21 protein-coding genes, 1 tRNA gene and 7 pseudogenes are annotated in these 24,948 nt (G+C 37.7%); 17 read left to right on the forward strand and 12 right to left on the reverse strand.

The window, feature by feature from the left end; translation table 11 throughout:
• Positions 1–52 precede the first annotated feature (52 nt).
• The 4 genes from oxyR to rubA form a co-directional block, all read right to left on the reverse strand.
• Complete coding sequence (oxyR, locus tag ABLB98_RS04745; protein WP_005157596.1) at positions 53–958, reverse strand: LysR family transcriptional regulator OxyR; 906 nt, start codon at positions 956–958, stop codon at positions 53–55.
• A gap of 6 nt (positions 959–964) precedes the next feature.
• Positions 965–1,909: an esterase EstB gene (estB, locus tag ABLB98_RS04750; RefSeq protein WP_256414561.1), complete on the reverse strand. Its 945-nt coding sequence runs from the start codon at positions 1,907–1,909 to the stop codon at positions 965–967.
• Between the two features lie 81 nt (positions 1,910–1,990).
• Positions 1,991–3,172, reverse strand: coding sequence for a rubredoxin reductase RubB (gene rubB / locus ABLB98_RS04755; RefSeq protein ID WP_348883528.1), 1,182 nt, complete (start codon positions 3,170–3,172; stop codon positions 1,991–1,993).
• An 83-nt stretch (positions 3,173–3,255) separates the two neighbouring features.
• A complete protein-coding gene (rubA, locus tag ABLB98_RS04760; protein ID WP_004663059.1) occupies positions 3,256–3,420 on the reverse strand; it encodes a rubredoxin RubA in 165 nt (54 codons plus the stop codon).
• Between the two features lie 369 nt (positions 3,421–3,789).
• On the opposite strand from rubA, the pseudogene ABLB98_RS04765 reads away from it, so the two are divergent.
• Positions 3,790–4,204 (forward strand): annotated as a pseudogene (locus ABLB98_RS04765) (SRPBCC domain-containing protein).
• Positions 4,205–4,366: 162 nt separating this feature from the next.
• Positions 4,367–5,893, forward strand: coding sequence for a lysine--tRNA ligase (gene lysS / locus ABLB98_RS04770; protein ID WP_348883527.1), 1,527 nt, complete (start codon positions 4,367–4,369; stop codon positions 5,891–5,893).
• A gap of 208 nt (positions 5,894–6,101) precedes the next feature.
• Here lysS and ABLB98_RS04775 read toward each other — a convergent pair.
• Positions 6,102–6,302: pseudogene (locus ABLB98_RS04775) on the reverse strand (transposase); the annotation flags it as partial.
• A 22-nt stretch (positions 6,303–6,324) separates the two neighbouring features.
• On the opposite strand from ABLB98_RS04775, the pseudogene ABLB98_RS04780 reads away from it, so the two are divergent.
• The 5 genes and pseudogenes from ABLB98_RS04780 to ABLB98_RS04800 form a co-directional block, all read left to right on the forward strand.
• Positions 6,325–6,483: pseudogene (locus ABLB98_RS04780) on the forward strand (capsule assembly Wzi family protein); the annotation flags it as partial.
• Positions 6,484–6,808: 325 nt separating this feature from the next.
• A complete protein-coding gene (cysD, locus tag ABLB98_RS04785) occupies positions 6,809–7,717 on the forward strand; it encodes a sulfate adenylyltransferase subunit CysD (RefSeq protein ID WP_004663051.1) in 909 nt (302 codons plus the stop codon).
• Positions 7,718–7,800: 83 nt separating this feature from the next.
• Positions 7,801–9,414, forward strand: coding sequence for a sulfate adenylyltransferase subunit CysN (gene cysN / locus ABLB98_RS04790; protein WP_348883525.1), 1,614 nt, complete (start codon positions 7,801–7,803; stop codon positions 9,412–9,414).
• 198 nt (positions 9,415–9,612) lie between these two features.
• A complete protein-coding gene (locus tag ABLB98_RS04795) occupies positions 9,613–10,128 on the forward strand; it encodes a hypothetical protein (protein ID WP_249571386.1) in 516 nt (171 codons plus the stop codon).
• Between the two features lie 50 nt (positions 10,129–10,178).
• On the forward strand, positions 10,179–10,442 hold the full coding sequence (locus ABLB98_RS04800) for a ribosomal protein L7/L12 (RefSeq protein ID WP_249571387.1): 264 nt from the start codon (positions 10,179–10,181) through the stop codon (positions 10,440–10,442).
• A gap of 33 nt (positions 10,443–10,475) precedes the next feature.
• Here ABLB98_RS04800 and ABLB98_RS04805 read toward each other — a convergent pair whose 3' ends face one another.
• Both ABLB98_RS04805 and ABLB98_RS04810 read right to left on the reverse strand, forming a co-directional pair.
• Positions 10,476–11,804, reverse strand: coding sequence for a hemolysin family protein (locus ABLB98_RS04805; protein WP_005157561.1), 1,329 nt, complete (start codon positions 11,802–11,804; stop codon positions 10,476–10,478).
• A 145-nt stretch (positions 11,805–11,949) separates the two neighbouring features.
• Positions 11,950–12,939, reverse strand: a complete 990-nt coding sequence (locus ABLB98_RS04810; protein WP_004663040.1) for a LysR family transcriptional regulator — start codon at positions 12,937–12,939, stop codon at positions 11,950–11,952.
• Positions 12,940–13,473: 534 nt separating this feature from the next.
• Here ABLB98_RS04810 and ABLB98_RS04815 point away from each other — a divergent pair.
• Both ABLB98_RS04815 and ABLB98_RS04820 read left to right on the forward strand, forming a co-directional pair.
• Complete coding sequence (locus ABLB98_RS04815; protein ID WP_348883523.1) at positions 13,474–15,078, forward strand: isocitrate lyase; 1,605 nt, start codon at positions 13,474–13,476, stop codon at positions 15,076–15,078.
• A 244-nt stretch (positions 15,079–15,322) separates the two neighbouring features.
• Positions 15,323–16,069, forward strand: coding sequence for an IS5-like element ISAba31 family transposase (locus ABLB98_RS04820; protein WP_004645384.1), 747 nt, complete (start codon positions 15,323–15,325; stop codon positions 16,067–16,069).
• 6 nt (positions 16,070–16,075) lie between these two features.
• Here ABLB98_RS04820 and ABLB98_RS04825 read toward each other — a convergent pair whose 3' ends face one another.
• From ABLB98_RS04825 to cysS, 3 genes are all read right to left on the reverse strand, one after another.
• Complete coding sequence (locus tag ABLB98_RS04825) at positions 16,076–16,507, reverse strand: copper resistance protein NlpE (RefSeq protein ID WP_348883719.1); 432 nt, start codon at positions 16,505–16,507, stop codon at positions 16,076–16,078.
• A gap of 227 nt (positions 16,508–16,734) precedes the next feature.
• Positions 16,735–16,810, reverse strand: a tRNA-Gly gene (locus ABLB98_RS04830).
• 62 nt (positions 16,811–16,872) lie between these two features.
• Positions 16,873–18,294: a cysteine--tRNA ligase gene (gene cysS / locus ABLB98_RS04835; RefSeq protein WP_348883718.1), complete on the reverse strand. Its 1,422-nt coding sequence runs from the start codon at positions 18,292–18,294 to the stop codon at positions 16,873–16,875.
• A gap of 225 nt (positions 18,295–18,519) precedes the next feature.
• Here cysS and ABLB98_RS04840 point away from each other — a divergent pair, with 225 nt between their 5' ends.
• From ABLB98_RS04840 to ABLB98_RS04870, 7 genes and pseudogenes are all read left to right on the forward strand, one after another.
• Entirely contained in the window at positions 18,520–18,861 is a 342-nt protein-coding gene (locus ABLB98_RS04840; RefSeq protein WP_348883717.1) for a hypothetical protein, read from the forward strand.
• 147 nt (positions 18,862–19,008) lie between these two features.
• Positions 19,009–19,986: a KpsF/GutQ family sugar-phosphate isomerase gene (locus ABLB98_RS04845; RefSeq protein ID WP_348883716.1), complete on the forward strand. Its 978-nt coding sequence runs from the start codon at positions 19,009–19,011 to the stop codon at positions 19,984–19,986.
• A gap of 3 nt (positions 19,987–19,989) precedes the next feature.
• A complete protein-coding gene (locus ABLB98_RS04850; RefSeq protein ID WP_005157544.1) occupies positions 19,990–20,529 on the forward strand; it encodes an HAD family hydrolase in 540 nt (179 codons plus the stop codon).
• A 39-nt stretch (positions 20,530–20,568) separates the two neighbouring features.
• Positions 20,569–21,117, forward strand: coding sequence for an LPS export ABC transporter periplasmic protein LptC (gene lptC / locus ABLB98_RS04855; protein WP_348883715.1), 549 nt, complete (start codon positions 20,569–20,571; stop codon positions 21,115–21,117).
• Positions 21,101–21,649, forward strand: coding sequence for a lipopolysaccharide transport periplasmic protein LptA (gene lptA, locus ABLB98_RS04860; RefSeq protein ID WP_087546760.1), 549 nt, complete (start codon positions 21,101–21,103; stop codon positions 21,647–21,649). The genes lptC and lptA overlap by 17 nt, the downstream gene beginning before the upstream one ends.
• A complete protein-coding gene (gene lptB, locus ABLB98_RS04865; RefSeq protein WP_004663024.1) occupies positions 21,649–22,395 on the forward strand; it encodes an LPS export ABC transporter ATP-binding protein in 747 nt (248 codons plus the stop codon). Before lptA ends, lptB begins: the two co-directional genes overlap by 1 nt.
• Before the next feature lie 101 nt (positions 22,396–22,496).
• Positions 22,497–22,847 (forward strand): annotated as a pseudogene (locus ABLB98_RS04870) (IS1 family transposase); the annotation flags it as partial.
• Between the two features lie 18 nt (positions 22,848–22,865).
• Here ABLB98_RS04870 and ABLB98_RS04875 read toward each other — a convergent pair.
• A pseudogene (locus tag ABLB98_RS04875) lies at positions 22,866–23,956 on the reverse strand (IS4 family transposase).
• Positions 23,943–24,281, reverse strand: a pseudogene (locus tag ABLB98_RS04880) (transposase); the annotation flags it as partial. The pseudogenes ABLB98_RS04875 and ABLB98_RS04880, both read right to left, overlap by 14 nt.
• Positions 24,282–24,358: 77 nt before the next feature.
• Between ABLB98_RS04880 and ABLB98_RS04885 the strand changes: the two are divergent.
• Positions 24,359–24,895 (forward strand): annotated as a pseudogene (locus ABLB98_RS04885) (transposase); the annotation flags it as partial.
• Positions 24,896–24,948: the final 53 nt, after the last annotated feature.

Genomic DNA, 24,948 nt, shown 5'->3' on the forward strand with positions numbered 1-24,948 from the left:
TTATTTGTTTAAAAGCCTGTAATGATGGATGAGTTTCATTACAGGCTTCCGATTACTCTAAATGTGCAGTGATTTTTTGCAGAATTTGAAAGATCACATCAAATTCACTTTGTAATGGTGTGCTTTTTCGTGTCACCAATGCCAATGTGCGGTTCGGGGCATCTTCAATTGATTTTACTGCAATTTCTTCATTGAAATGAATCATGCTGTTTTTCAAGGCAATTTCGGGTAGCAGTGTAAAGCCAAGATTTGACGACACCATTTCCACTAAAGTTGGAAGAGAGCTTGCCTTTAAACGATGATCATTTTTGCGCTCACCCACAGGGCAGGCACTTAAGGTGTGATCTCGTAAACAATGACCTTCTTCCAGTAGCATCAGACGCGATAAGTCCAAATCATCTAGTGAGTTTGCATTCTCAGCATTCTTGTCATTTTTATTGTAGACAACAAATAAATTTTCTTTTGCAATTTCTGCAACTTTTAATCCACGAGTGTCAAAAGGAAGCGCCAGAACAATCATATCTAAATTGCCGTGTTCTAGCTTTTCTACGATTTTCTCACTTTGAGCTTCATGTAAATGAAGCTGAATTTTCGGCAGTTGTCGATGCACTTCATCAAGTAGTTGAGTCAAAATAAATGGTGCAATCGTAGGAATAATACCGAGATGTAGATCACCTGTTAACGGTTCACTCATTTCTCTACTTAGGCGCATTAAATCTTGTGCATCGGCAAGTAATACTCGTGCACGTGCAACGACTTGTTCGCCTAATGGGGTTAAACGAACGTTTTGACGATCACGCTCAACTAGGACGCCACCTAAGAGGCGCTCTAGTTCCATGATACCACCCGACAAAGTAGACTGAGTGACAAATGAACGGCGCGCAGCTTCAGTAAAATGTAAAGTTTCTGACAACGTAACTAAATACGATAGCTGTCTTAATGAGGGTAATGCAGCCATAGAGTCCTAGTGTGATGATCTAAAGTGATGAGCAAACAAACCGCTAAGTTGTGGAATGAAGTGAGCAGGAATATCATGCCCCATTCCTTGAATTAATTCAAATTTAGCACCAGAAATCGCCTTTGCAACAGCTTTCCCGTGACTTGGTGGTAATAAACGATCTTTTGAACCATGTACAACCAAAGTCGGTTGAGTAATATTTTTGTTCAATGCTAACAAAGAACCTGTACATAATATTGCTAAAAACTGTTGAAGTACACCCGCTGGGTAAAAACTACGGCGATATAGTTTACGAATGGTTTGAATTGCTTCAACTTGATTCACATAACCTGGTGATCCAATAATATGAAATACTTTCAAACTATGATTCACAATCGCATCTTCGTCATGTGCTTCAGGTTTGCCTAATAAACTGAAAAGTTGTTTTGGAAACGGCGGTGGCAGGAAGGGTTGATTATTACTGGTAAATAATAATCCTACTTTCTCAACTTTTTCTGGATATTTCGCTGCTACGATTTGAGAGATCATGCCACCCATTGAAGCGCCTATGAGATATGTTTTTTCAAGCCCCAATTGGTCGATTAACATCGAAACATCATCAGCCATATCATATAAAGTGTAAGGTGCACCTTCGTTACCAAGCCCAATGATGAAGCGACTCATGAGTTTCATCGTATTGAGGCGTTTTCTTTTTTCACGAATTTTTGAAGATAAACCAATATCACGATTATCGAAACGGATAACGCGAAAGCCTTGATCAATCAATGATTTACAAAAGAAGTCAGGCCAAAACAGCATTTGAGCACCTAAACCCATAATCAATAGAATTGTTGGGTGTGCTGGATTGCCGCCCATTTCAACATGCAGTTCAATACCATTACCTAAAGTGACTTTGGTTTCCTGCATAAATGGAGCATAAGGTGACACATTAAATTGTAAAGCACTGTTCATGGCATTCATTCCGAATTGAATTCTTTTTATAGAATTAGAGTCTGCTAGAAATTTCTTTCTTAACAGACTCTAATTTAAACCTTAAACTTGTGCTGGAATCAAGTCTGGAACAAGTTTGGTTAAAGTTAAACGTTGTTTGCTTGCAGTCGCACCTAAAAGCACAAAACCTCTCAATGTACCTTCATCATCTGCTGCTCTAGCAAGCATACCATCTTCAAACTCTTCAGTTTCCCAATTCACGTCCACACCGATTGGTGCAGGTAATACAGTCAATGGTGCAGCAGGTGTTTTTACCGCAACAGGCATTGCAGGGTAGTGTACAGCAGTACTTTGCCCGCTCAGTGTTTTTGCTAATGCACGTGCTTGTTGCAGGATTGGCATGACATATGGCAGTAATGTTCCATTCACTTCTGCACAGTCACCCACCGCATAGATGTCAGGCTGGTTGGTTTCCAATAGGGTATTGGTAATGATGCCACGACTTGTTTGAATATCTGCAGCTTTTGCTAAAGATATATTTGGCTGTAAACCAATCGCTGAAAGAACGATATCTGCAATTAAAGTCTGACCTGTTGCCAAAGTCACTTCGTAATCTTCACCATCATTGATTTTCGTTACTTTTTCAACAGTGGTCGACAATGCGAATTTAATACCCGCTTGCTCTAAGTTTGTTTTAAATGCTTCAGCAACGTGATTTGGTAGCAAGCGACCAAGTGGTTGTGGTGCAAGATCAATTACTGTGACATCGTAGTTGCTATGTAATAAATCATTGGCAAATTCACAGCCAATTAACCCAGCGCCTAGAATCAAAACGCGTTTATCTTTACGCTTTGCTAAATTTTCACGGAACGTACGGTAGTCGATCAAGGAATTCACGACATGAATATCATCACTACCATCACCAGCAATTGCTAAACGAATTGGGTTTGCACCTACTGCAAGGACCAGTTTTGAATAAGGTTGAGTGAAAATTTCACCATTTTTTTCTAAAGTGATTTCATGTTGTTCAGCATTAATTTCTTTCACCAAGGTTTCAGTTTCAATGCGCATATTCAGTTGCGTTGCCATTTTAGCTGCATCACCTAGGGCAATTTGTTCAGGTGCTTTATTCCCTGCAAAGGCATTAGATAATGTTGGTTTTGCATAATTTACCGCATCATCTGCGCAGATCATAACGAGTTCTTGTTCTGGGCTGAGTTTGCGAAACTCACGTGCAACAGTATAGCCTGCCATGCCCGATCCGATGATGACGATAGGATGCATTATATTCTCCAGTATTTCTTTCAATAAAAACAAACGATAGGAAAAAAAAGACCATGATCATGATCACGGTCTTTTAGATCTATTTAGATTTCAATCATTTCAAAATCAGCTTTTGAAACGCCGCAATCTGGGCAAGTCCAATCATCAGGGATATCTTCCCATTTGGTACCTGCTGCAATGCCGTCTTGTGGCCAACCATCTGCTTCGTCGTAAATCCACCCACAAACGATACATTGATATTTTTTCATGTGACTCTCCAAACTGATAGGTATGCTCAAATTGCCTTTCAGTAAAACTATTCCATAATGTCGCTACGATCGCTGCAATACAACAAACTTGTGTTGATCAGGAGTTAGATTTTTACGCAGAACGCCATTTAAGTAAAGCAAATGCAAGAGTTTAATCATTTATGTAGAAAGTGGAATGGCAATTTGTTCTGAAAGTCTTGCTATTTGAGCAATTACTCTAATTTTTGTAGATATGTATATGCTTATAGCTTTTTAAAAACAGTAAAAGTATAAATATAGAGTGGGTGAAAAATAACCATTTAAAATTAAAAGATCAAAAATATCATCATAATTATGAGGAAAATAAAAATGCAGACCTGATCTTACAATATTGAAATTAAGGCTTCGAAGCAAAAAGTGTGGGAAATATTATGGCAAAAAGAAAGTTACCAAGCTTGGGCGCAATTTTTTCTTGCAACTCGACCATACGATCAGACTAGAAAGTAGGCGGTAAAACCTATTTCTATGATGATAAGGGGGTGGCATGATTTCAACAATCGAACGTTTAGATGAGCCGAATGTGATTATTTTTAAACATATCTAGATGATTCAAGATGGAGAGGAAGATACTGAAAGTGACGATGTAAAATCTTGGGCAGGTGCATTAGAAAAGTACATGTTATTTGATTCGGATGACGTTACTCAACTCTATGTAGAAGTGGATATTCAACCCCAATATATTGAAATGATGAATCAAGGATTTGAAAAAGGGTTAGCTTTGGTTAAACAATTCGCTGAGCAATAGAAATCATTTTAAGTACATATTTATTGCAAGATAAAAGTATTATTTTCGCTTTGAAATTGATAAATCTTTGCTTTTTTCACGATTGTGTGACTGAAATGGTGCGAAAATGGGCTTTGATCTGCTATTCTATGCCACTTCAATTTTACTTAAATCGAGGCAGAGATGACGCAACAAAACGCTCAATCGACTTCTGAACAAACACTTTCCGAAAACGATTTAATCGCACAGCGTCATGCCAAGTTAAAGCAAATCCAAGAGACTGCTAAACAAAGCGGTAAAAGTCCTTGGCCGAATACCTTTAAACGTGAGCACTATACAGGTGACTTACAGGAACAATTTAAAGATCAAGATAAAGCACAAATCGAAGGTGCTGAAAAAGTTTATGTAAAAGTCGCGGGTCGTGTCATGTTGAACCGTGGGTCATTTATTGTGATCCAAGATATGACAGGTCGTATCCAACTTTATGTAGATCGTAAAGGTTTGCCAGCAGACGTTTTAGAAACGATTAAAAGCTTAGATCTTGGCGATATTATTGCCGCTGAAGGTTATATCGGACGTTCTGGCAAAGGTGACTTATATGTACACCTTGCAGGATTTGAATTATTAACCAAATCACTTCGTCCGCTTCCAGATAAATTCCACGGTTTAACGGACACAGAAGCGAAATATCGCAAGCGTTATTTAGATTTGATCGTTAACGAAGAAACACGTAAGACTTTTGAAATTCGTGCCAAAGTGGTTGCAGGTATTCGTGCGTTCTTAACCAATGAACGTTTCATGGAAGTTGAAACACCAATGATGCATGTGATCCCGGGTGGTGCATCTGCAAAACCATTCGTAACACATCATAATGCATTGGATATGGAACTCTATTTGCGTATCGCGCCAGAGCTCTATTTAAAGCGCCTTGTAGTGGGTGGTTTTGAGCGTGTGTTTGAAATTAACCGTAACTTCCGTAATGAAGGGGTGTCAACACGTCATAACCCTGAATTTACCATGATCGAGTTTTATCAAGCTTATGCTGATTATAAAGATTTGATGGCATTAACTGAGAATATGCTTGAAAAACTCGCAATTGATATTTTAGGTTCTACCGATGTGCCTTATGGTGATGAGGTGTATAGCTTCAAAGGTCCATTCAAGAAAATATCAATGTTTGACGCCATTCTTGAGCATAATCCAGACTTTACGCCAGAAAATGTAAATGATCGTGAGTTCTTGGCTAAATTTACTCAAGATGTGTTGAAAGAAAAAGTGAAGCCTGGTTTCGGTTTAGGCAAATTACAAACAATCGTGTTTGAAGAAACCGTTGAAACTAAACTTCGTCAACCAACATTCATTACAGAGTATCCAGCTGAAACCTCACCACTCGCTCGTCGTAATGATGATAATCCACATATTACAGATCGTTTTGAGTTCTTTATTGGTGGTCGTGAGTTGGCAAATGGTTTCTCTGAGTTAAATGATCCAATTGATCAGGCTGAGCGTTTCCAAGCACAGGTTGAAGAAAAAGATGCTGGTGATGATGAAGCTATGCATTATGATGCAGACTTCATTGAAGCATTAGAATATGGTTTGCCACCTACAGCAGGTCAAGGAATTGGTATTGATCGTTTGGTTATGCTATTTGCTAATGCGCCAAGTATTCGTGATGTATTGTTATTCCCACACATGCGCCGTAAAGATTAATTACTCACTTATTATTAATAAAAGGCCACTTTAAAAGTGGCTTTTTATTTTGTTGGTTAACAAATGTAATTGTTTGGTTTGATGATTGAAAAAAAGTATAAAAAACGATGATGTGCTAATGAATAAATTTGAGAACAGTTAAGGTATGTTTGTAAAAAAATCGCTTTATATCGCATTATTTTCGGCTATTTCAGCTGCAAAGTTGTCATTAAAAAGTAAACATGTATTCTTTTCCGAATTGGTTTGATATTTTCTCCACCCATTGCTCTATTTTATCAGCTGTCATGACTTGAAAATCTCGCCAATAATATTTCATCTGCTTCCATACCATCTCGATTCGATTTAACTCAGGGCTATAAGCTGGAATAAAATACAGATTCGTCGAAAAGTTAGTTTTAAGTAGCTCTCTCAGATCAGGTTTGAGCTAGTACACCTTGAAAGGTTTAGATTTAACATGGACACATTATTTAAAGCCAACGATTCCATTGAAAATTAATGGTTGGGTGAGTGACTCGGATGTCAATGGTAATGATGGTGGTATTTCTGTTGGCGTTGAGATTCCATTGGAAAAAAATATGTTCCGTTTCTAGTCTTAACTAAATAGATAGGAAGCCGAATTCGGCTTCTTTTTTGTTTAATTTAATTTCATGTTATTTTTAACAGTCCTTCTTTTCTTTCTGAGCTATGCATATCACAATTTTGCATATTGATATGAAAAAACAAGCTAAAGAAGCCGTTCTAAATTATTATAATGGATAAACTTTACTAGATTGCTCATTTGTCCGCTAGTAAGAATATCGATATCACGAAAAATTGGAGTTGTTATGATACTCGTTCCTCCACACGGTCTTCCAAGTGGTGGTTTAATACCACTTATAGATTTTATGGGTAACATTGATAAGGGGGGATATGTACATGACTGAAAATAGATTAACTCACCTCAAGCAACTTGAGGCAGAAAGTATTCATATTATTCGTGAAGTTGCAGCTGAATTTGAAAATCCAGTGATGCTTTATTCAATTGGTAAAGATTCAGCAGTCATGTTACATCTTGCCTTGAAAGCATTTTATCCTGCTAAGCTTCCTTTTCCACTCCTGCATGTAGATACAGGTTGGAAGTTTAAAGACATGATCACATTCCGTGACAACATGGCAAAAACTCATGGCTTTGATTTGATCGTACATCAGAACAAAGAAGGTCGTGATGCAGGCATTAACCCGTTTGATCATGGTAGTTCAAAATATACCGACATCATGAAAACTCAGGGTTTAAAACAAGCATTAGATAAATATCAGTTTGATGCTGCGTTTGGTGGTGCACGTCGTGATGAAGAAAAATCACGTGCGAAAGAACGTGTTTATTCATTCCGTGATACGAAGCATCGTTGGGATCCAAAAAACCAACGTCCAGAACTTTGGAATCTTTACAACGGTAAAGTGAACAAAGGTGAAAGCATCCGTGTTTTCCCTCTATCTAACTGGACTGAGCTAGATATTTGGCAATATATTTACCTAGAAAATATTCAACTTGTTCCTCTTTATTTCTCGGCTGTACGCCCAGTTGTAGAGCGTAGCGGTACGTTAATTATGGTCGATGATGAGCGTATGCGTTTAAAGGAAGGTGAAGTTCCTCAAATGAAATCGGTACGTTTCCGTACACTTGGTTGTTACCCATTAACAGGTGCAGTTGAGTCTGAGGCGGATACATTGCCTGAAATTATCCAAGAAATGCTTTTGGCTACCAGTTCAGAGCGTCAGGGTCGTATGATTGACCATGATGAAGCTGGCTCAATGGAAAAGAAAAAGCAGGAAGGTTATTTCTAATTTCCTTAAGCAAGTCCCTCTGTTAAAAGAGGGATGTAGGGAAATTACAAAATTAGATTTCAAATTTTGTGGAGTTTTGAGCAATGTCTCATCAATCAGATCTTATTAGCCAAGATATTTTGGCATATTTAAAACAGCACGAAAATAAAGACCTTTTGCGCTTCTTGACTTGCGGTAACGTCGATGATGGTAAGTCAACGCTAATTGGTCGTTTACTTTATGATTCAAAGTTGATCTATGAAGATCAACTACAAGCAGTAACGCGTGATAGTAAAAAAGTAGGCACAACGGGCGATGCGCCTGACCTTGCTTTACTGGTTGATGGTTTACAAGCTGAACGTGAACAGGGGATTACGATTGATGTAGCCTATCGTTATTTCTCTACAGAAAAGCGTAAGTTCATCATTGCTGATACGCCAGGACATGAGCAATATACGCGTAACATGGCAACAGGTGCATCAACGGCTGATCTTGCGATTATCCTGATTGATGCGCGTTATGGTGTGCAAACGCAAACTCGCCGTCATACTTTTATTGCAAGTTTACTTGGTATTAAAAATATCGTTGTTGCGATCAATAAAATGGACTTGGTTGAGTTCTCTGAATCTCGTTTCAACGAAATCCAAGTTGAATATGATGCATTCTTAAGCCAGCTTGGTGAGCGCCGTCCAGAGAATATTTTATTCGTGCCAATCTCGGCATTGAATGGCGACAACGTTGTTAATCCATCTGCAAGTACGCCTTGGTACAAGGGGCAAACCTTGATGAGCATTCTTGAGTCAGTGGAAATCAAGCGTGATTCGAACAAAAAAGAATTTCGTTTCCCTGTTCAGTATGTGAATCGTCCAAATCTTGATTTCCGTGGTTTTGCAGGTACGATTGCACTGGGTGAAATTAACGTTGGCGATGAAATCGTTGCTTTACCTTCAGGTAAAAAATCAACGGTGAAAGAAATTGTCACTTTTGATGGAAACCTTGAACAAGCAATTGCAGGTCAAGCGGTTACTTTAACGTTAAATGATGAAATTGATATTTCACGTGGTAATGTTTTAGTTCGTGCAGGTGAACAACCGCTTATTTCGCGTAGTGTTCGTGCTTCTGTGGTGTGGATGAATGAACATCCATTGGTCAAAGGTAAATTGTATAACGTCAAAATTGGTACGCAAACTGTTCCTGCAAAAGTCAGTGCGATCAATTACCGTGTCAATGTCAATACACTTGAACATACTCAAGTTGAAGAGCTTGAGTTAAATGCAATTGCAGATCTTGTAATTGAGTTTGATGCTCCAGTGGTATTTGACCAATATCAAGACAGCCGTTATACGGGTTCATTGATCTTTATTGACCGCTTAAGCAACGTTACTGTTGGTGCGGGGATGATTGAAGCAGCAGTAGAATGGACAGCGCATAGCAATCCTGTCACTGCGGAAGATCGTGCTGCGCGCTTAGGTCAGAAACCTGCTGTGATTGGTGTTTCTGCTCAGTTGATTGAACAGGCTCAGGCTTTGGAAAGTTTGTTGATTCAACAAGGTGTGGTTGCGATTGCAAAAGTTGGTTTAACGACTGAGCAAACTGTTTTATTGCGTGAAACAGGTGTAGTGGTTATTACAACAACTGTTGATGGTACAGATACCGATATTAATGCTGAAACAGTTGAAGAAGCAGCTGAAAAAATCGTGGAGTTAGTTCGTCTTTAATAGCTTGGACTGACTTCTACAAGCCTGCTCATGCAGGCTTTTTTATTTTAAAAATTCGATATTTATATATTTGAAGGTTCTTGATTCTTCGATTTAATTTAAAATACTGATAAATATATCGAGCTGATATTTTTTTATTCTGTTTTGAAATGTCTTTTATGAGACAATAGCTCTTTGAATTATTGTCTAAGGACTCCCATGACTGAGCAAACTCCTGAATATTTAAGCGATATCGAAATTTTAGACATTTTACAGTCTATGAAAAAAGATAAGCTTGATGCAGAAGCGAACGAAATCATCCGTAATGGGGGTAAGGCCGGCCGTCAAGAAGCGCACAAGCAAGCTTTGGTTGCACTGAATACAAGTTTTGAAGATAAATTTGTAGAAGCAGTAACACTTGCATTAGGTTTAAATTCTGGACAAGCTAAAAAAATTCGTTATAAGAAAGATCGTATTCGTATTATGAAAGTGCGAGGTATTGATTATCTTGCGATTGATGGGGCTGAAACAGCTCAAGTTCTGTCTCAGGTTGCTCAAGCAATTGTGCGTGAAGATTCAATAGTAACACATGATCTGCACAACATCTTTCCATTTTGGAAAGAAGGATGGCCAATGGTTCAGTTCGATAATGCGTATAAAATCCTATCAGAAGACATAGCAATTCATTATCAAGCTACATTAGATCAATTAATTTCACTATATGGTGGAAATTAAATTTTCTATAAATCAAATAAATTATTATAAATAACAAGGATGTCAAATTTATGAGTTTGAATATAGAGATGCCACGTGAGGCGTTAGAAGCTTTAAGATCAGGTCAGTTGATAGATGCAATCAAAATTACTCGTGAGAAAACAGGTCTTGGGTTGAAAGAATCCAAAGACTTGGTCGAACGATATTTAAAAGAGCATCCACAAGAGCAAGCGCTGATTCAGGAGCAGTTAGCCCAACGCAGTCGTGGCGGAATCCAAATCTTTATTTTGATTTTCATCATATTGGTGATTTTAGTTTGGTTTTTGACCAGATAAATTAAGCCCTTAAGAGGGCTTAATTTTTATGAGTTATTCAGTTGTTGTTGAAGGTGGTTCATTTTCTAAGCTGGGAATAATTTGAGTGACCAGTAATTGATCAATTTTATAATGGTCAATATCAACTACTTCAAACTTAAAACCCGCATATTCTACTGCATCAGCTGGACGTGGAATTTTGCGTAAACGATACATGATGAAACCAGCAATCGTTTCATAATTTTCATTTTCAGGAAATTCTTCAATTTCCAATACATGTTTCACATCTTCAATTGGGGTGCTACCATCAATTAGCCATGAGTGGTTATCACGCTTAATAATTTGTTGATCTTCTTCCATTGGTGTTACCCAATCACCCATCACAGTAATCATGATGTCGCTGAGAGTAATTACACCAACCACCAAGGCATATTCATTAATAACGACCGCAAATTTTTCTTTGGTTGAACGGAAGCGATCTAGTAATTCTGAAAGTGTTAATGTGTCTGGAATAATAAGAACAGTACGGATTGTTGATTCATTAAGTTGAAGGAGAGATTGATTGTTTAAGATACGAACTAAAATGTCTTTGGTATCAACATAACCAATGACTTGGTCAATTTGTTCATTACAAACTAAAAACTTGGAGTAGGGATATTCGGCTAATTTCTGGCGAATACTGTTCTCATTTTCTTTTAGAGTGAAATAAACCACATTTTCACGTGTGGTCATACTTGATGGTACTGTGCGTTCTTCGAGTTCAAAAACATTTTCAATGAAGTGGTGTTCTTGTTTTTGTAATACACCAGCTTGAGCTCCTGCATCCATAACCGCAGAAATATCATCAAACGTAATATTGTCATCACGAATGGTATTTACTTTAAATAACCGGAACAATAAGTTTGCAATTGCATTGATTCCCCAAGCTAAAGGCTTACAAATCTTGATAAAAACTTGAATCGGCTCAATAACGCGAATGGAAATTTTTTCTGGGGCGATCATTGCCAAACGTTTTGGCATTAGATCCGCGAACAAAATAAACAGGGAAGTTACCAAAGTGAAAGATAAAGCAAAACCAATCGTTTCTAGCCAAGGGCCTACATAAAACTGTTTAAGCATTTCTACAAAAAATGGGCGAAAAGCTGCTTCACCTAAAATACCGCCTAAGATAGCAACAGCATTTAAACCGATTTGTGAGGCTGCAAAAAAGTCCGCAGATTGTTCCTGTAAATCTAAAACTTTTTGTGCTCGAATTTCACCAGATTCAGCCAAAATTTTTAATTTAACTTTTCGTGCGCCAGCAAGTGCAATTTCAGTGAGCGAGAGAAAACCTGCCGCAGTTATGAGCAGAATAATGACAATAATATTTTGGAAGAGACTCACACATCACCTGTGGTTCATCGTTTATTATGAATATGTTGTAACATAAAAAAAGAAGAGAGGTAATTGGGTATTACCTCAGTATAACAATTTTGCTTATGAAACAAGCATATCCGTAGAGGAAATCATATTGTTACAAAGCAATATTTTAGTATTGTGAAAATTGTGAATTATTTAAAAGAAACTCACGATTTTCTTCTTCGATCATTTGGCGTGCTACAAAGAGGATAAGTTGTCTTAACCAACGATGTGCAGGATGATGGTGTAACAATGGACACCAAGCCATTTTAAGCTCAAATTCTGGAATGTAAAATGGTGGGTCTTTAATAAGAAGACGAGGATTTTGTGCTTGCAAACGTGCCATACGTGTTGGCAATGTTGCAATCAGATCAACATTTTGCGCTAAAAGTGCAGGCATTTGATAGTGGCGAGTAAACACGGAAATTTTACGACGCTGACCAATTCGTTCCAAAGCTTGGTCAATCCAACCAAGTCCTGCTTGTTTATCTGGATTTACGCCAAAGCCAACACCCATACCTGTTTTAGAAACCCAAATATGTTGAGCATCTAAATAGCTTTTAAGGTTGAGATGGGTTACAGCAGGGTGTTTATCATTTAAAATACAGCTAAAACTATCGCGCCATACCAAAACCTGATGGAAGCTTTGCGGGATTTCATTGAAGCGGTTAATGGCTAGATCAACTTTGCCTTGTTCCATATCTCGATAAGAGACATCACTTGGAGTTAAGAAGTCCAGTACAACATTTGGCGCTTCAGAGCGAAGTGCTTTTACAAGACGCGGTACAAGCGTTGCTTCAGCATAATCGGAAGTCATTATGCGAAAAACGCGCGTACTGGTATAAGGTCTAAATTCGGTACGTGGTTCGAGAATCATTGACAAATCTGATAATGCATCACGAATACGTGGTTGTAATTCGAGTGCACGCTCAGTTGGTGTCATGCCTTCAGAAGAACGAATGAGTAGAGGGTCGTTAAATAAATTACGTAAGCGACGTAAAATATTACTCATTGCGGGTTGAGTGACACCCAGTTGTTCTGCAGCACGTGTGACATTTTTTTCACGAAGAAGTACATCAAGATAAATTAATAAATTGAGATCAACCCGCTCCAGATTCATAAAAAAAATACCGAAAATAAAATTTTTGAATTGTGATGAATTATGACATAACTAAAGCCGTTTGTGTAACTTAAAACGAGATAAAAGGTATAGCAAATAGTTGAATGGTTTGGTCTTATTAAATTTGAATAAGCTTATAACAGATTCATTATCATGAGGAAATGATATTCAATATATAAAACACGATGGCCATTTCTGCATTTATTCGCTTTATTCATTCATATGTTTTGGTGTTGGATAGTTGTTTTAAATGTATAGAAATAATACGAGTTAGATTGTTTAATGAATAATTTATGATGAATTTTATTTTTAAAAATATTTATATATCAAAGTCTTGGTTTGTTGTTTTGAATATTCTATATCGTTTTATCTGTATATTTCATAAATAAATACTGAAAATTAACCAAGAATATTGGATTAATCTGTTTGCACAGACTAAGCTGTGCAATATGTTGATGAAGTGCTTAAAATCTAGACTATAAAAGCATGGTTTTTTGCGATCATTCGATGCCAATCCCTCTAAAGGAATATATCATGTCTACATATTTAACAGCGATTGATGCAATCCGCGAATTAAAAGCAAAATTCGGCGACACTTGGCGCGATATTAGCCCAGAAGATGCTGCTCGTATGCAAATGCAAAACCGTTTCAAAACTGGTTTAGATATTGCTAAATATACAGCTGCGATTATGCGTCGTGATATGGCTGCTTATGATGCTGACTCTAGCAAATATACTCAATCATTAGGTTGCTGGCACGGTTTCATCGCTCAACAAAAAATGATTGCGAACAAAAAATACTTCGGTACTACTGAACGTCGCTATATCTACCTTTCTGGTTGGATGGTTGCTGCACTTCGTTCAGAATTTGGTCCACTTCCTGACCAATCTATGCACGAAAAAACTTCTGTTCCTGCATTAATCGAAGAAATCTATACTTTCTTACGTCAAGCTGACGCGAAAGAATTAAACGATTTATTCCGTGCTCTTAAAAAAGCTCAAGAAGCTGGTGACACTGTTAAAGCTGCTGAAATCACTGCTCAAATCGATGGTTTCCAAACTCACGTTGTGCCAATTATTGCTGACATCGACGCTGGTTTCGGTAACGAAGAAGCGACTTACTTACTTGCTAAGAAAATGATCGAAGCTGGTGCTTGTGCGCTTCAAATCGAAAACCAAGTATCTGATGCGAAACAATGTGGTCACCAAGCAGGTAAAGTAACTGTTCCACACGAAGACTTCATCGCTAAAATCCACGCTTTACGTTATGCATTCTTAGAAATGGGTCTTGACGACGGTATCATCGTTGCGCGTACTGACTCTGAAGGCGCTGACTTGACTCAAAAAATCCCAGTGGTTAAAGAGCCAGGCGACATCGCTTCTCAATATATCAGCTACTTAGACACAACTGAAATCGACATTTCAGAAGCTCAAGAAGACGAAATCCTGATCAAGCGTGATGGTAAACTTCACCGTCCTAAACGTCTTGCTTCTGGTCTATACCAGTTCCGTGAAGGCACTCAAATTGACCGCGTTGTACTTGACTGTGTAACTAGCTTACAGAACGGTGCTGACCTTCTTTGGATCGAAACTGCGACTCCAAACGTTGAAGAAATCGCTCACATGGTTAACCGTGTACGTGAAACAGTTCCAAATGCTAAGCTTGTTTATAACAACAGCCCATCGTTCAACTGGACTTTAAACTTCCGTCAACAAGCTTACGACCGTTGGGTTGCTGAAGGTAAAGACGTTTCTGCTTACGACCGTGCTAAATTAATGAGCGCTGAGTACGATGCTACTGAATTGGCTGCTGATGCAGACGCTAAGATCCGTACATTCCAAGCAGATGCTGCTCGTGAAGCGGGTGTATTCCATCACTTGATCACACTTCCGACTTACCACACTGCTGCTCTTTCTACTCATGAGCTTGCACAAGGTTACTTCGGTTCTGAAGGTATGTTGGCTTATGTTGCTGGCGTACAACGTAAAGAAATCCGTGGCGGTATCGCTTGTGTTAAACACCAAGCAATGGCTGGTTCTGACATCGGTGATGATCACAAAGAAATCTTCTCTGGTGACAACGCTCTTAAAGCGCACGACGATGCTAAAAACACAATGAACCAATTCGCTGCTCACTAAGTCGCGAACTGATTCGAAAAAACCCTGCTTAAGCAGGGTTTTTTATTTTAATCATAAAAATGCTCGCAACAGCGAGCATTTAAAATTTAAAAAGATTATTCAGCTTCTTTTTTGAGTTGATATTTATCAGCCAAATCACCCGTAATTTCTTTCCCATCTATATCTAGGGTGTGTTGACACTTTTAGCTTAAAAAAATAGCGAAGTAGTAAAATCAAATCGCCAAACCCAATTTTACTATTCGCTATGCCTCGTACCATGCTGACAGATCAACACTGGCAAAAGTTGAAAGTTATTCTGCGTAATTTATCCATTCACCACAACTCAAATTTACGCAATTTTATTGAAGCTATTCTCTATAGAATTAGAACAGGCTGTCCGTGGCGAGATATTCCTTGTTGTTTTGGTCATTCAAACTCTATTTTCAAACGTTTTAATCGTTGGTCAAGCAGCGGTAAGTTACTTAGATTATTCAAATTACTAGCCTCATGCCCCGATATGGAGTGGATTTTTATTGATGGCTCTCATGTACGTGCTCATCAACATTCTGCCGGCATAGCGAATCAATCTATTTCTAAAAGTGTAGGAGGAAACTCCTCAAAAATACATTTGATTGTTGATGCACATGGCAATCCTATTGATTTCATGATTACCGATGGAACCACACATGATGTTAAAGTTGCACCTGATTTAATATCAACATTAGATTTAAAAGAGACAAAAGTGGTATGTGCAGATAAAGGCTATGATTCAGAACCACTGCGTGAACAGATCAGGAAAACAGGGACTAAAGCGAATATACCAAAGAAAACAAATAGCCAATCGAACAATGACCATATGGACTGGTATTTATATAAAATCAGGCATTTAGTTGAAAATATGTTTTGTAGACTAAAGCAATTTAGAGGAATAGCTACTCGATATGACAAGCTCAAAAGAAATTATCAAAGTTCTGTTGCTTTAGCCTGTATATTTTTATGGCTACCTTTATAGGGTTAATTATGAACAGTAAATGTCAACAGACCCTAATGCTTTTAAATAACCCTCAGCAACAAAATATTTACGGCTATCACCAGCTTTATCTAATTCAATAATAGATGAATTTTTGTTATCGAATTGGAAACTACCCTTGCTTTCAAATGGTTTGCCATCACCCTTACCAAGATACGTTTCTTTAATCTCATAAGTTTTATCTGAATTAAGTTCTAGTTCGGTTTTAATACCTTCACAATCTGCACAAGGGAGTATGCCTTTATATGTGCCATTCCAATCTAATGCATTTTCAGTAGTATGTGCAGTATCAGCTACAGTTGCTTCTGATATAGCTTCAGTTGTAGCTGGTGTTTGCTCTTCAACTTTTTTATTTTCAGTTTTACTACAAGCGGCTAATACAAGAGAAGCTAGAGAAATTGCAATAATTGACTTTTTCATTTGGTGTTAAACTCTTTTTTGAAAAATATTGTTATTTAAACTATGGGATTTTAAGAAGAAAGGGTAGTGACAGTATGTAAGGGTTATTTAACCTTTGGTAAATCTATAAATGTCAGAATTTAAATTTATTATTTAACCTACTTATTGCAAAGTATTAAAATTTTAGAAAAAAGTAAATTTTAAATATAAAAAAGCCTTTATCGTTAGATAAAGGCTTTTTTATATTTTGGAGCGGGAAACGAGACTCGAACTCGCGACCCCAACCTTGGCAAGGTTATGCTCTACCAACTGAGCTATTCCCGCAATAGGACGCATTATAGAGAGTTTCATCCAACTGTCAACTCTCTATGTTACTGAGTGTTGAATTAATCAGCACGTCGCCAAATTGTGCCTTGGCGAGTATCTTCTAAAACGACACCTTGATCGAGTAAAGACTGACGAATGCTATCGGCTTTTGCAAAATCTTTAGCTTGTTTTGCATCAACACGTTGTTGAATAAAATCTTCAATTTCTACATCAGAGAGATTAAGCGCTTCTTGACCAATATCAGACTTTAAAAAATCTTCAACATCATATTGCACTAGACCAAGAATGTTCGTCAGATAACGTAGCGTTGAATAAAGAAAAGTTGCTTGTTCAGCCTGTTCTTCTTTAACCGCACGATTTAATTCTTTATTGATTTCAAATAGTACTGCGATTGCTTCCGCAGTATTAAAATCATCACGCATTGCACTGTTGAAGCGTTCAACAAGATCTTGCGCTAAAGTTTCAACTGTTTTTTGACCATAAACTTGCTGATAAGCTTTAAATGAATGATAAAAACGACTTAGTGTGGTCTTTGCTTCTTTTAATGCAACATCAGAGAAATTGACAGGGCTACGATAATGAGATGAGACAATAAAGTAACGAATCACTTCGGGATGGAATTTTTCCATGACATCGCGAATGGTAAAGAAGTTGCCTAAAGATTTAGACATTTTCTCGCCATCAACATTGATAAAACCAACATGCATCCAATAATTGACATATTGTTCACCTGTTGATGCTTCACTTTGTGCGATTTCATTTTCATGGTGAGGGAACATGAGATCTGAACCACCACCATGAATATCGAAATGATTGCCTAAGCAGCAAGTCGACATTGCAGAGCATTCGATATGCCAACCTGGGCGACCATTGCCCCATGGTGAAGCCCATGCAGGTTCATTTTCTTTGGCATGTTTCCAAAGTACAAAGTCGAATGGGTGTTTCTTGTCTACTTCGACATCGACACGTTCTGATGCTCCTGCTTGCATGTCGTCCAATTTACGACCTGATAAGCGACCATATTTATCAAATTTAGTCACTTCAAAATAGACATCACCATTGGCGGAAGGGTAGGCTGTACCATTATCCACCAGCGTAGCAATCATACTTTGCATCTGGTCAATATATTCGGTCGCTTTGGGTGCTTCATCAGGCGGCACACAGCCAAGGTTGGCTGCATCCTCATTCATTGCATCAATAAAGCGTGCAGTGAGTTGCTGGATGGTTTCGCCATTTTCATTGGCACGGGCAATTATCTTATCATCAATATCAGTAATGTTGCGGACATAGCGAACTTTCCAGCCTTGGCTGCGTAAGAAGCGGATGATGTAATCAAATGCAACCATAACTCGAGCGTGCCCAATATGACAGTAATCATAAACAGTCATACCACAGACATACATGTCGATTTGACCTTCTTGACGTGGGACAAATTCAACTTTTTTACGTTGCTCAGAATTATATAGAACAAAAGGTTGCATAAGGGTTTTCAAACACTCTACAAAAATCGTGATTCATCATAACGTATGCATTGTATTTCATAAAGTTATCAGGTGAAAAAAATGGAGGAGTGATTGCCTTTATAAATGCCTATTTTTTAGCAATATCGCATATTATGATTTTTTACTCTTGAGTTTATGATGAATAGCAATCTCAGATGTCTCATTCTTGCTTATCAAAGTGCAGTATGTGAGGTTCTAGCTCTTATGCAAGGATCTGGTATAAAGCAACCTATTACAAATATTGAATGGGCATGTATGGATATCCCTCAACTTGGTAAATTGATAGGAGGTATTCCATATTTTAAACATGGTTTTGGCTGTAAGGTTAAATTACCTAGAGGTGCCGTAGATTTTGATTTTGGAGAGCAGGGGCAGATCAATGGTTTTGATTTATGGAGATTGCTTGATTTTGCTGGTTCAAGATTATTTGAATATGGATTTTCTAGCGAAGCTGCTTTAAAGCAATGTTTTGAAAATGAAGTGAAAGCAAGTCGTTTAGTCTATTCAGGGTATATACTTTATTACTTAGTAGATTCTAGCAATTAACATAAGTTCAATCTCTCTTCATTTTCGATGAAAACTACTACATTTAGAAACGTGCATATTTTTCAATTATGCTAGAATCAGTATCATTCTTTTGATTAAAATCATCTGCCCTCAGGTGGATAGCGTATTATTCTGGGTCAAACTCATATGTCACAAGCCATAAATTTTCAAAAAAGCGCATTAGAGACCCTGCGAATTGAGCAACAAGCCTTAGAAGTTCTTGCAACACAAATTAATGAAAGTTTTGATCGTGCCTGTGAAATTCTTTTGCAGTGTAAAGGGCGTGTTGTTGTGACGGGTATGGGAAAATCAGGTCATATCGGTCGAAAAATGGCAGCGACACTTGCATCAACTGGGACACCATCATTTTTTATGCACCCAGGTGAAGCGGGGCATGGTGATTTGGGTATGTTGGTTCGAGGTGATGTATTAATCGCGATTTCAAATTCAGGCAAAAGTGATGAAATCATGATGCTCATGCCGTTAATCAAACATCTAGGTGTACCATTAATTACTATCAGTCGTGATGATAAAGGACCAATGGCACAGAATGCGGATGTTGCACTGACATTAGGTGAGGCGGATGAGGCTTGTCCTCTAGGTTTAGCACCAACATCTAGTACGACTGCAACACTTGTTTTAGGCGATGCATTAGCCGTCGCATTGTTGGAAGCGCGAGGTTTTACCGCAGATGATTTTGCTCGCTCCCATCCTGCGGGAGCATTAGGTAAACGCTTACTTTTGCATGTAAAACATTTGATGCATACAGGGACTGAATTACCCAAAGTTAAACCTGATACACCGATGAATAAGGTGTTATATGAAATCTCAGATAAACGTTTGGGTCTTACCACGGTTGTTGATGAGAACGATATTTTATTAGGTATTTTTACTGATGGTGATTTACGCCGAATGATTGATCAGCAGCAAGGTTTTGATGTAAATCTCCCAGTTGCTGAAGTTATGACCAAAAATCCACTCACTATTTCTCAAGAAGCCCGTGCGGTGGAAGCATTGGAAAAAATGCATGAGAGAAAGATTAATCAATTTGTAGTTGTTGATCATACCAATAAAGTGATTGGTGTGATTAGTATGCATGACCTTATTCAGGCAGGAGTAAATTAAGCCATGGCATCTTATGCTTTACAAGAACAAGCACGTCATTTACAAGCATTAGTGCTTGATGTGGATGGAATCTTAAGCGATGGCTTTGTAACCCTAACAAACTCAGGTGATGAACTTAAATCATTTGATATTCGTGATGGGTTAGGTATGAAATTGGTTCAACAAGCAGGAATGAAAGTGATTATTATCACTGGACGTAAGAGCAATATTGTTGAAAAAAGAATGACAGATTTAGGTGTTGATCTTATTTTTCAAGGGCGAGAAGATAAAGGTGTGGCATTACGTGAAGCTTGTGCTCAGTTAAATATTTTACCTGAAGATTGTTTATATATGGGCGATGACTGGCCTGATTTATCTGCATTTGCGATTGCTGGCATGAGTATTACTGTTCCCAATGGTCATGAGGAAGTTCGTCGTCGTGCAAATTTAGTCACTCAAGCGATGGGTGGACGTGGCGCAGTTCGAGAAGTATGCGATATGCTCTTATGTTCAAAAGGCGTTTACCAAGAGCTACTTGCAAAATATTTAGCTGTACCACATTAATAGTAGCGCGAATTACCCAAAGGTTAGGTAACTCTGTTTATGGATACCAAGGTTTTATATGTTGTCGCTGTTTTGATTGCTGCTTTAAGTGGTGGCTATTATTATTACAGCGGCAAAGCAAAAAAGTTGGATGTTGATTCAGCGAAAAATATGACTTATTCAGCGCAGGGTGTTCACTTAACACAGACTGATGAGCAGGGTAATTTATACATTCGGGCTGAGGTGAAACAGTTGCAGCAAAATATGCAGCAGAAAACATCCCAACTTGATCAATTAAATGCCGTGATGTACAAGCAGGGTAAGGCTGATGCAACGTTTTATGCAAAACAAGCACAAGCCTATGACGATAATACAAAGATCATATTACAAGGCAATGTCGTTGCAACTAAATTGTCTGATCAGGGGAAAATGGAGTTTCATACTAATGAACTCACAGGATATCCAAAAACCAGAGAATTAGAGACACAACACTCAGTCACTGTACAAACGCCAAGTTCTGAGTTTGTTAGTCAAGGTCTAAAGGCAAATTTGAATGATGGTCAATATGAATTCTATAAAATTCGAGGAAAGTATGCGCCAAGCTTTTAATTCTAAATTTCGTTTCACTTTCCTAAAACAGGTCACTTGTATTGCCGCTGTAGTATTTTCTTCGGCTTCAAGTTTTGCTTTGCCATCAGACCGTAGCCAACAGTTATCATTGGTTGCTGATCGTGCAACCTATAATGATAAAACGGGTGTAACAACCTATACGGGTAACGTAGTGATCGAGCAAGGCACGATGAAGCTTCAGGCTGATTCTATTATTGCGACATTGAATAGCAAAAAAGAAATACAAACGATTACAGCTAAAGGTCAGTTGGCAAAATTTCAGCAGCAAATGGATGCTAAAAAAGGTTTAGCACGTGGTGAAGCACAGACCATTGTTTATAATGCCGATACAGGAATTATTACTTTAACTGGTAAGGCGTATCTGTATCAAGATGGCTCTAGTATTCGTGGTAACAGTCTGAAATATAGTATGAACAAAGGTGATGTAGAGGCACAAGGTTCTTCATCAAATCGAGTTCAAATTATTATTCCGCCATCAAGTTCTAAAAGTTCTCCAGGGGCGCGTGATTAATGGATCAATCAGTACAGCAATCACAAACTTTATGTATTAAACACCTAGCTAAAAACTATAGTAAACGGTGGGTGGTAAAAGACGTTTCATTTACGATGCAAAGCGGTCAAATTGTCGGTTTACTTGGACCAAATGGTGCAGGTAAAACCACAAGTTTCTATATGGTTGTCGGACTTGTTCGGATGGATAAGGGTGAAATCCATTTAGATAATTTAGATTTATCTGATCTAGCGATGCATGAGCGGGCACGTAAAGGTATTGGATACTTACCACAAGAAGCATCAATTTTTAGAAAGCTCACAATTTCCGAAAATATCATGGCAATTTTGGAAACGCGTAAAGATCTAAATAAACAGCAAAGACAGCAACGTTTAACTGAATTATTGAATGATTTTAAAATTAATCATATTAAAGACTCGTTAGGAATGAGTGTATCTGGTGGTGAACGTCGTCGTGCTGAAATTGCTCGTGCGTTGGCAGCTGATCCCAAATTTATGCTATTAGATGAACCATTTGCAGGCGTCGATCCAATTTCTGTAGGTGATATTAAAGATATTATCCAGACATTAAAGAGTCGAGGAATTGGTGTTTTAATCACTGATCATAATGTAAGAGAAACCTTAGCAATTTGTGAGAAAGCTTATATTGTCAGTGAAGGTTCTGTGATTGCAGAAGGAACTCCGCAAGAAATTTTAGATAATGAGCAAGTGCGTAAAGTATATCTAGGTGATGATTTTGTGGTTTGAATCAAATTAAATCAAAAGAGAACCATTTATGGTTCTTTTTTTGGTGGTGTTTCAAAAAGTATGCTGAAACAAAGCAGGTTGAATTTTGATAAAATAGAGAAATGCGAATAACTCTAGAAATCAAATGTCCAACCTGCCTCGGTGACAGTATAAAGAAAAATGGCATCAAAGTAGATGGGAAACAAAACTATCAGTGCAAAGACTGTAAACGTCAGTTTATTGGTGACCATGCTCTGAGCTATCTAGGATGTAATTCAGGCATTACTGGAAAAATATTACAGTTGATGGTCAGAGGTAGTGGTATACGAGATATCGCTGAAGTTGAGCGAATCAGTATCGGTAAAGTTTTACGTACTTTAACCGAATCGACCTACCAAATTCAGCCTAAACAAAGTCATTATGAGTCTCTTGAAGTTGATGAGTTTTGGACTTTTGTGGGAAATAAAAATAATCTCTGTACACGACAAATTTCATAGGGCCCTTGTCCTATCAGGCTTTTTCTTTCTTAAAATTGCGAGCACTTTCTTAAATTCTTCTTTTTTTCCAAAACCAATCAAACGTAGAATAGCCATTTGAACATAGTCCAAACCGTATCGAAATAAACTTACTGAAAGTCGTCCATGCTTCTTTATTTTTATCGCTTTTTTTCGATCATGTTGCCATTCACCTGTTAAATAGCACCAACAGAAACCGATCGCTAGCACTGCTATCAATTTCTTGACTCGTCTAGGGTCTGTTAAACGAGTATTTTCAAGATTGAATCCACGTCCTTTGAGACAACTAAATAAGGTTTCGATTTCCCAGCGTAATGCATAATCACGAATAGCAGAAGCATTAAACATAGGAGAAACAACAAGTAAAAGTTCTCCATCTTCTAATCGTAACGCACTAATATACAGTTTCACTCGACCAACCCAAATACGTCGTTTACGACATTCAGTTTGACCAACTTGAAGATGACGAAATAAATCACTAATTTTATGATTCCTGGCTAAGTGATTGTTCAAAATAAAGTTTTTTTAACACGTATACAGAAGTTAATGTCATTTTCAATTCACCATGTAAACCATTTCTCACCGATAAATTCTCTGTCTGCGAACACATTCACAATACGATCTTTACCAAAAATGGAGATAAAGCGTTGAATCAAAGCAATACGCTCTTTTGTATCTGAATTTCCACGTTTATTGAGCAATGTCCAAACAATAGGTATCGCTATTCCACGATAGACGATGGCTAACATCAAGATATTGATATCTCGTTTTCCCCATTTCCAGTTAGTTCTATCCAAAGTTAATTGGACTTTATCGAATGAAAATATATTGAAAATTAACTGAGAAATTTGACGATAATCGAAGTACTGATCTGCAAAGAAGCGTTGTATACGTCGATAAAATGATTGTGGTAAGCACGTGATGGGTAAGGCTTTAGATGCAGAAGAAAGGTTGCATGTCTGTTTTACAATTAATGCCAGCATAATCAGTGTAAAACATTTTACATGTGACTTGTTCCACTTTAGATATTTGTTTAAGATGAGATATAACTCATTGAAATGTGTCATCATATTCGTCGTCAGAAAACAAGTATTATGCCATTATTTCAATGAGTTGTCTTTTTTTGTCGTGTACAAAGTGCCTGCTCACCGATTTTTGCATGTAACTTTTTAAGATCAATGGGAGTTCTGATGGAGCTTTTGATTGATCGAAAGCTTGCGAGGAAGCTGAGATTAATTGATTTTTCCAGTCAATAATTTGGTTTTGATGAACATCAAACTCAGAACTCAATTCAGCAAGTGTTTTTTCTGCGTTGATCGCAGCAAGTGCTACCTTAGCCTTAAAGTCGTTTGAATGATTTCTTCTTGGTCTACGCGCCATAAAATACTCCATATATTGATGTTTATAACATCATTTGAGGAGCAGAATATCACTTATAGGAGTTGTTCAAATTTCCGGATCCATCTCTCTCTTCGACTGGAAATCTAAAAACCATAAGAAAATATGGTATTCGATTTATGTTTGGTATCGACTGTAACCGTAAGGTTTCCCCAGAAAAAGGACAATGGTTTCAACTGCGTTTATTGCCAGATTTCCATCAGGGTCAAGTGGTCTGGCTCAAAGATTTTGGCTTTGTACAATTATTTAAGACTCAGTTAAAAGAACAGCAGATGTTTTATATTGTGCATCAAGATGAAGATGATTTATTGTCCTTTGAGGGTTTTCATGAATTACATTCAACTCATTGGAAAATAGAACAATATCACCGGGTGATTAAACAGGTTTGTCATATTGAAAAGTTTCAAGTAAGACGATCTAAACTGATTTTGAATCATATTTTTTCAGCCTTAATGGCCTACGTCGAGATACAAAAGAACCAGTTTGAGCGGATCTTTGAAAATGTATATCGTTGGCAGAAGAAATTATTTAGACCAATCATCAAAGACTTCATTCATGACTTTATTCTCGATAAAAATCATCTGCTACCACAGAGAATCTATAAATGATAGTGCGTAAGTCCTAGAATTTAAGAAAGTGCTAGCAATTTTAAGAAAGAGAA

Origin of the sequence: Acinetobacter yuyunsongii (assembly GCF_041021915.1) — a bacterium.
Taxonomy (GTDB): Bacteria; Pseudomonadota; Gammaproteobacteria; order Pseudomonadales; family Moraxellaceae; genus Acinetobacter.

What these genes read in the sequence shown, in the direction of transcription:
- oxyR (WP_005157596.1), bottom strand. Translation starts at nt 958, where the DNA reads ATGGCTGCATTACCCTCATTAAGACAGCTATCGTATTTAGTTACGTTG.
- estB (WP_256414561.1), bottom strand. Translation starts at nt 1,909, where the DNA reads ATGAACAGTGCTTTACAATTTAATGTGTCACCTTATGCTCCATTTATG.
- rubB (WP_348883528.1), bottom strand. Translation starts at nt 3,172, where the DNA reads ATGCATCCTATCGTCATCATCGGATCGGGCATGGCAGGCTATACTGTT.
- rubA (WP_004663059.1), bottom strand. Translation starts at nt 3,420, where the DNA reads ATGAAAAAATATCAATGTATCGTTTGTGGGTGGATTTACGACGAAGCA.
- lysS (WP_348883527.1), top strand. Translation starts at nt 4,367, where the DNA reads ATGACGCAACAAAACGCTCAATCGACTTCTGAACAAACACTTTCCGAA.
- cysD (WP_004663051.1), top strand. Translation starts at nt 6,809, where the DNA reads ATGACTGAAAATAGATTAACTCACCTCAAGCAACTTGAGGCAGAAAGT.
- cysN (WP_348883525.1), top strand. Translation starts at nt 7,801, where the DNA reads ATGTCTCATCAATCAGATCTTATTAGCCAAGATATTTTGGCATATTTA.
- ABLB98_RS04795 (WP_249571386.1), top strand. Translation starts at nt 9,613, where the DNA reads ATGACTGAGCAAACTCCTGAATATTTAAGCGATATCGAAATTTTAGAC.
- ABLB98_RS04800 (WP_249571387.1), top strand. Translation starts at nt 10,179, where the DNA reads ATGAGTTTGAATATAGAGATGCCACGTGAGGCGTTAGAAGCTTTAAGA.
- ABLB98_RS04810 (WP_004663040.1), bottom strand. Translation starts at nt 12,939, where the DNA reads ATGAATCTGGAGCGGGTTGATCTCAATTTATTAATTTATCTTGATGTA.
- ABLB98_RS04815 (WP_348883523.1), top strand. Translation starts at nt 13,474, where the DNA reads ATGTCTACATATTTAACAGCGATTGATGCAATCCGCGAATTAAAAGCA.
- ABLB98_RS04820 (WP_004645384.1), top strand. Translation starts at nt 15,323, where the DNA reads ATGCCTCGTACCATGCTGACAGATCAACACTGGCAAAAGTTGAAAGTT.
- ABLB98_RS04825 (WP_348883719.1), bottom strand. Translation starts at nt 16,507, where the DNA reads ATGAAAAAGTCAATTATTGCAATTTCTCTAGCTTCTCTTGTATTAGCC.
- cysS (WP_348883718.1), bottom strand. Translation starts at nt 18,294, where the DNA reads ATGCAACCTTTTGTTCTATATAATTCTGAGCAACGTAAAAAAGTTGAA.
- ABLB98_RS04840 (WP_348883717.1), top strand. Translation starts at nt 18,520, where the DNA reads ATGCAAGGATCTGGTATAAAGCAACCTATTACAAATATTGAATGGGCA.
- ABLB98_RS04845 (WP_348883716.1), top strand. Translation starts at nt 19,009, where the DNA reads ATGTCACAAGCCATAAATTTTCAAAAAAGCGCATTAGAGACCCTGCGA.
- ABLB98_RS04850 (WP_005157544.1), top strand. Translation starts at nt 19,990, where the DNA reads ATGGCATCTTATGCTTTACAAGAACAAGCACGTCATTTACAAGCATTA.
- lptC (WP_348883715.1), top strand. Translation starts at nt 20,569, where the DNA reads ATGGATACCAAGGTTTTATATGTTGTCGCTGTTTTGATTGCTGCTTTA.
- lptA (WP_087546760.1), top strand. Translation starts at nt 21,101, where the DNA reads ATGCGCCAAGCTTTTAATTCTAAATTTCGTTTCACTTTCCTAAAACAG.
- lptB (WP_004663024.1), top strand. Translation starts at nt 21,649, where the DNA reads ATGGATCAATCAGTACAGCAATCACAAACTTTATGTATTAAACACCTA.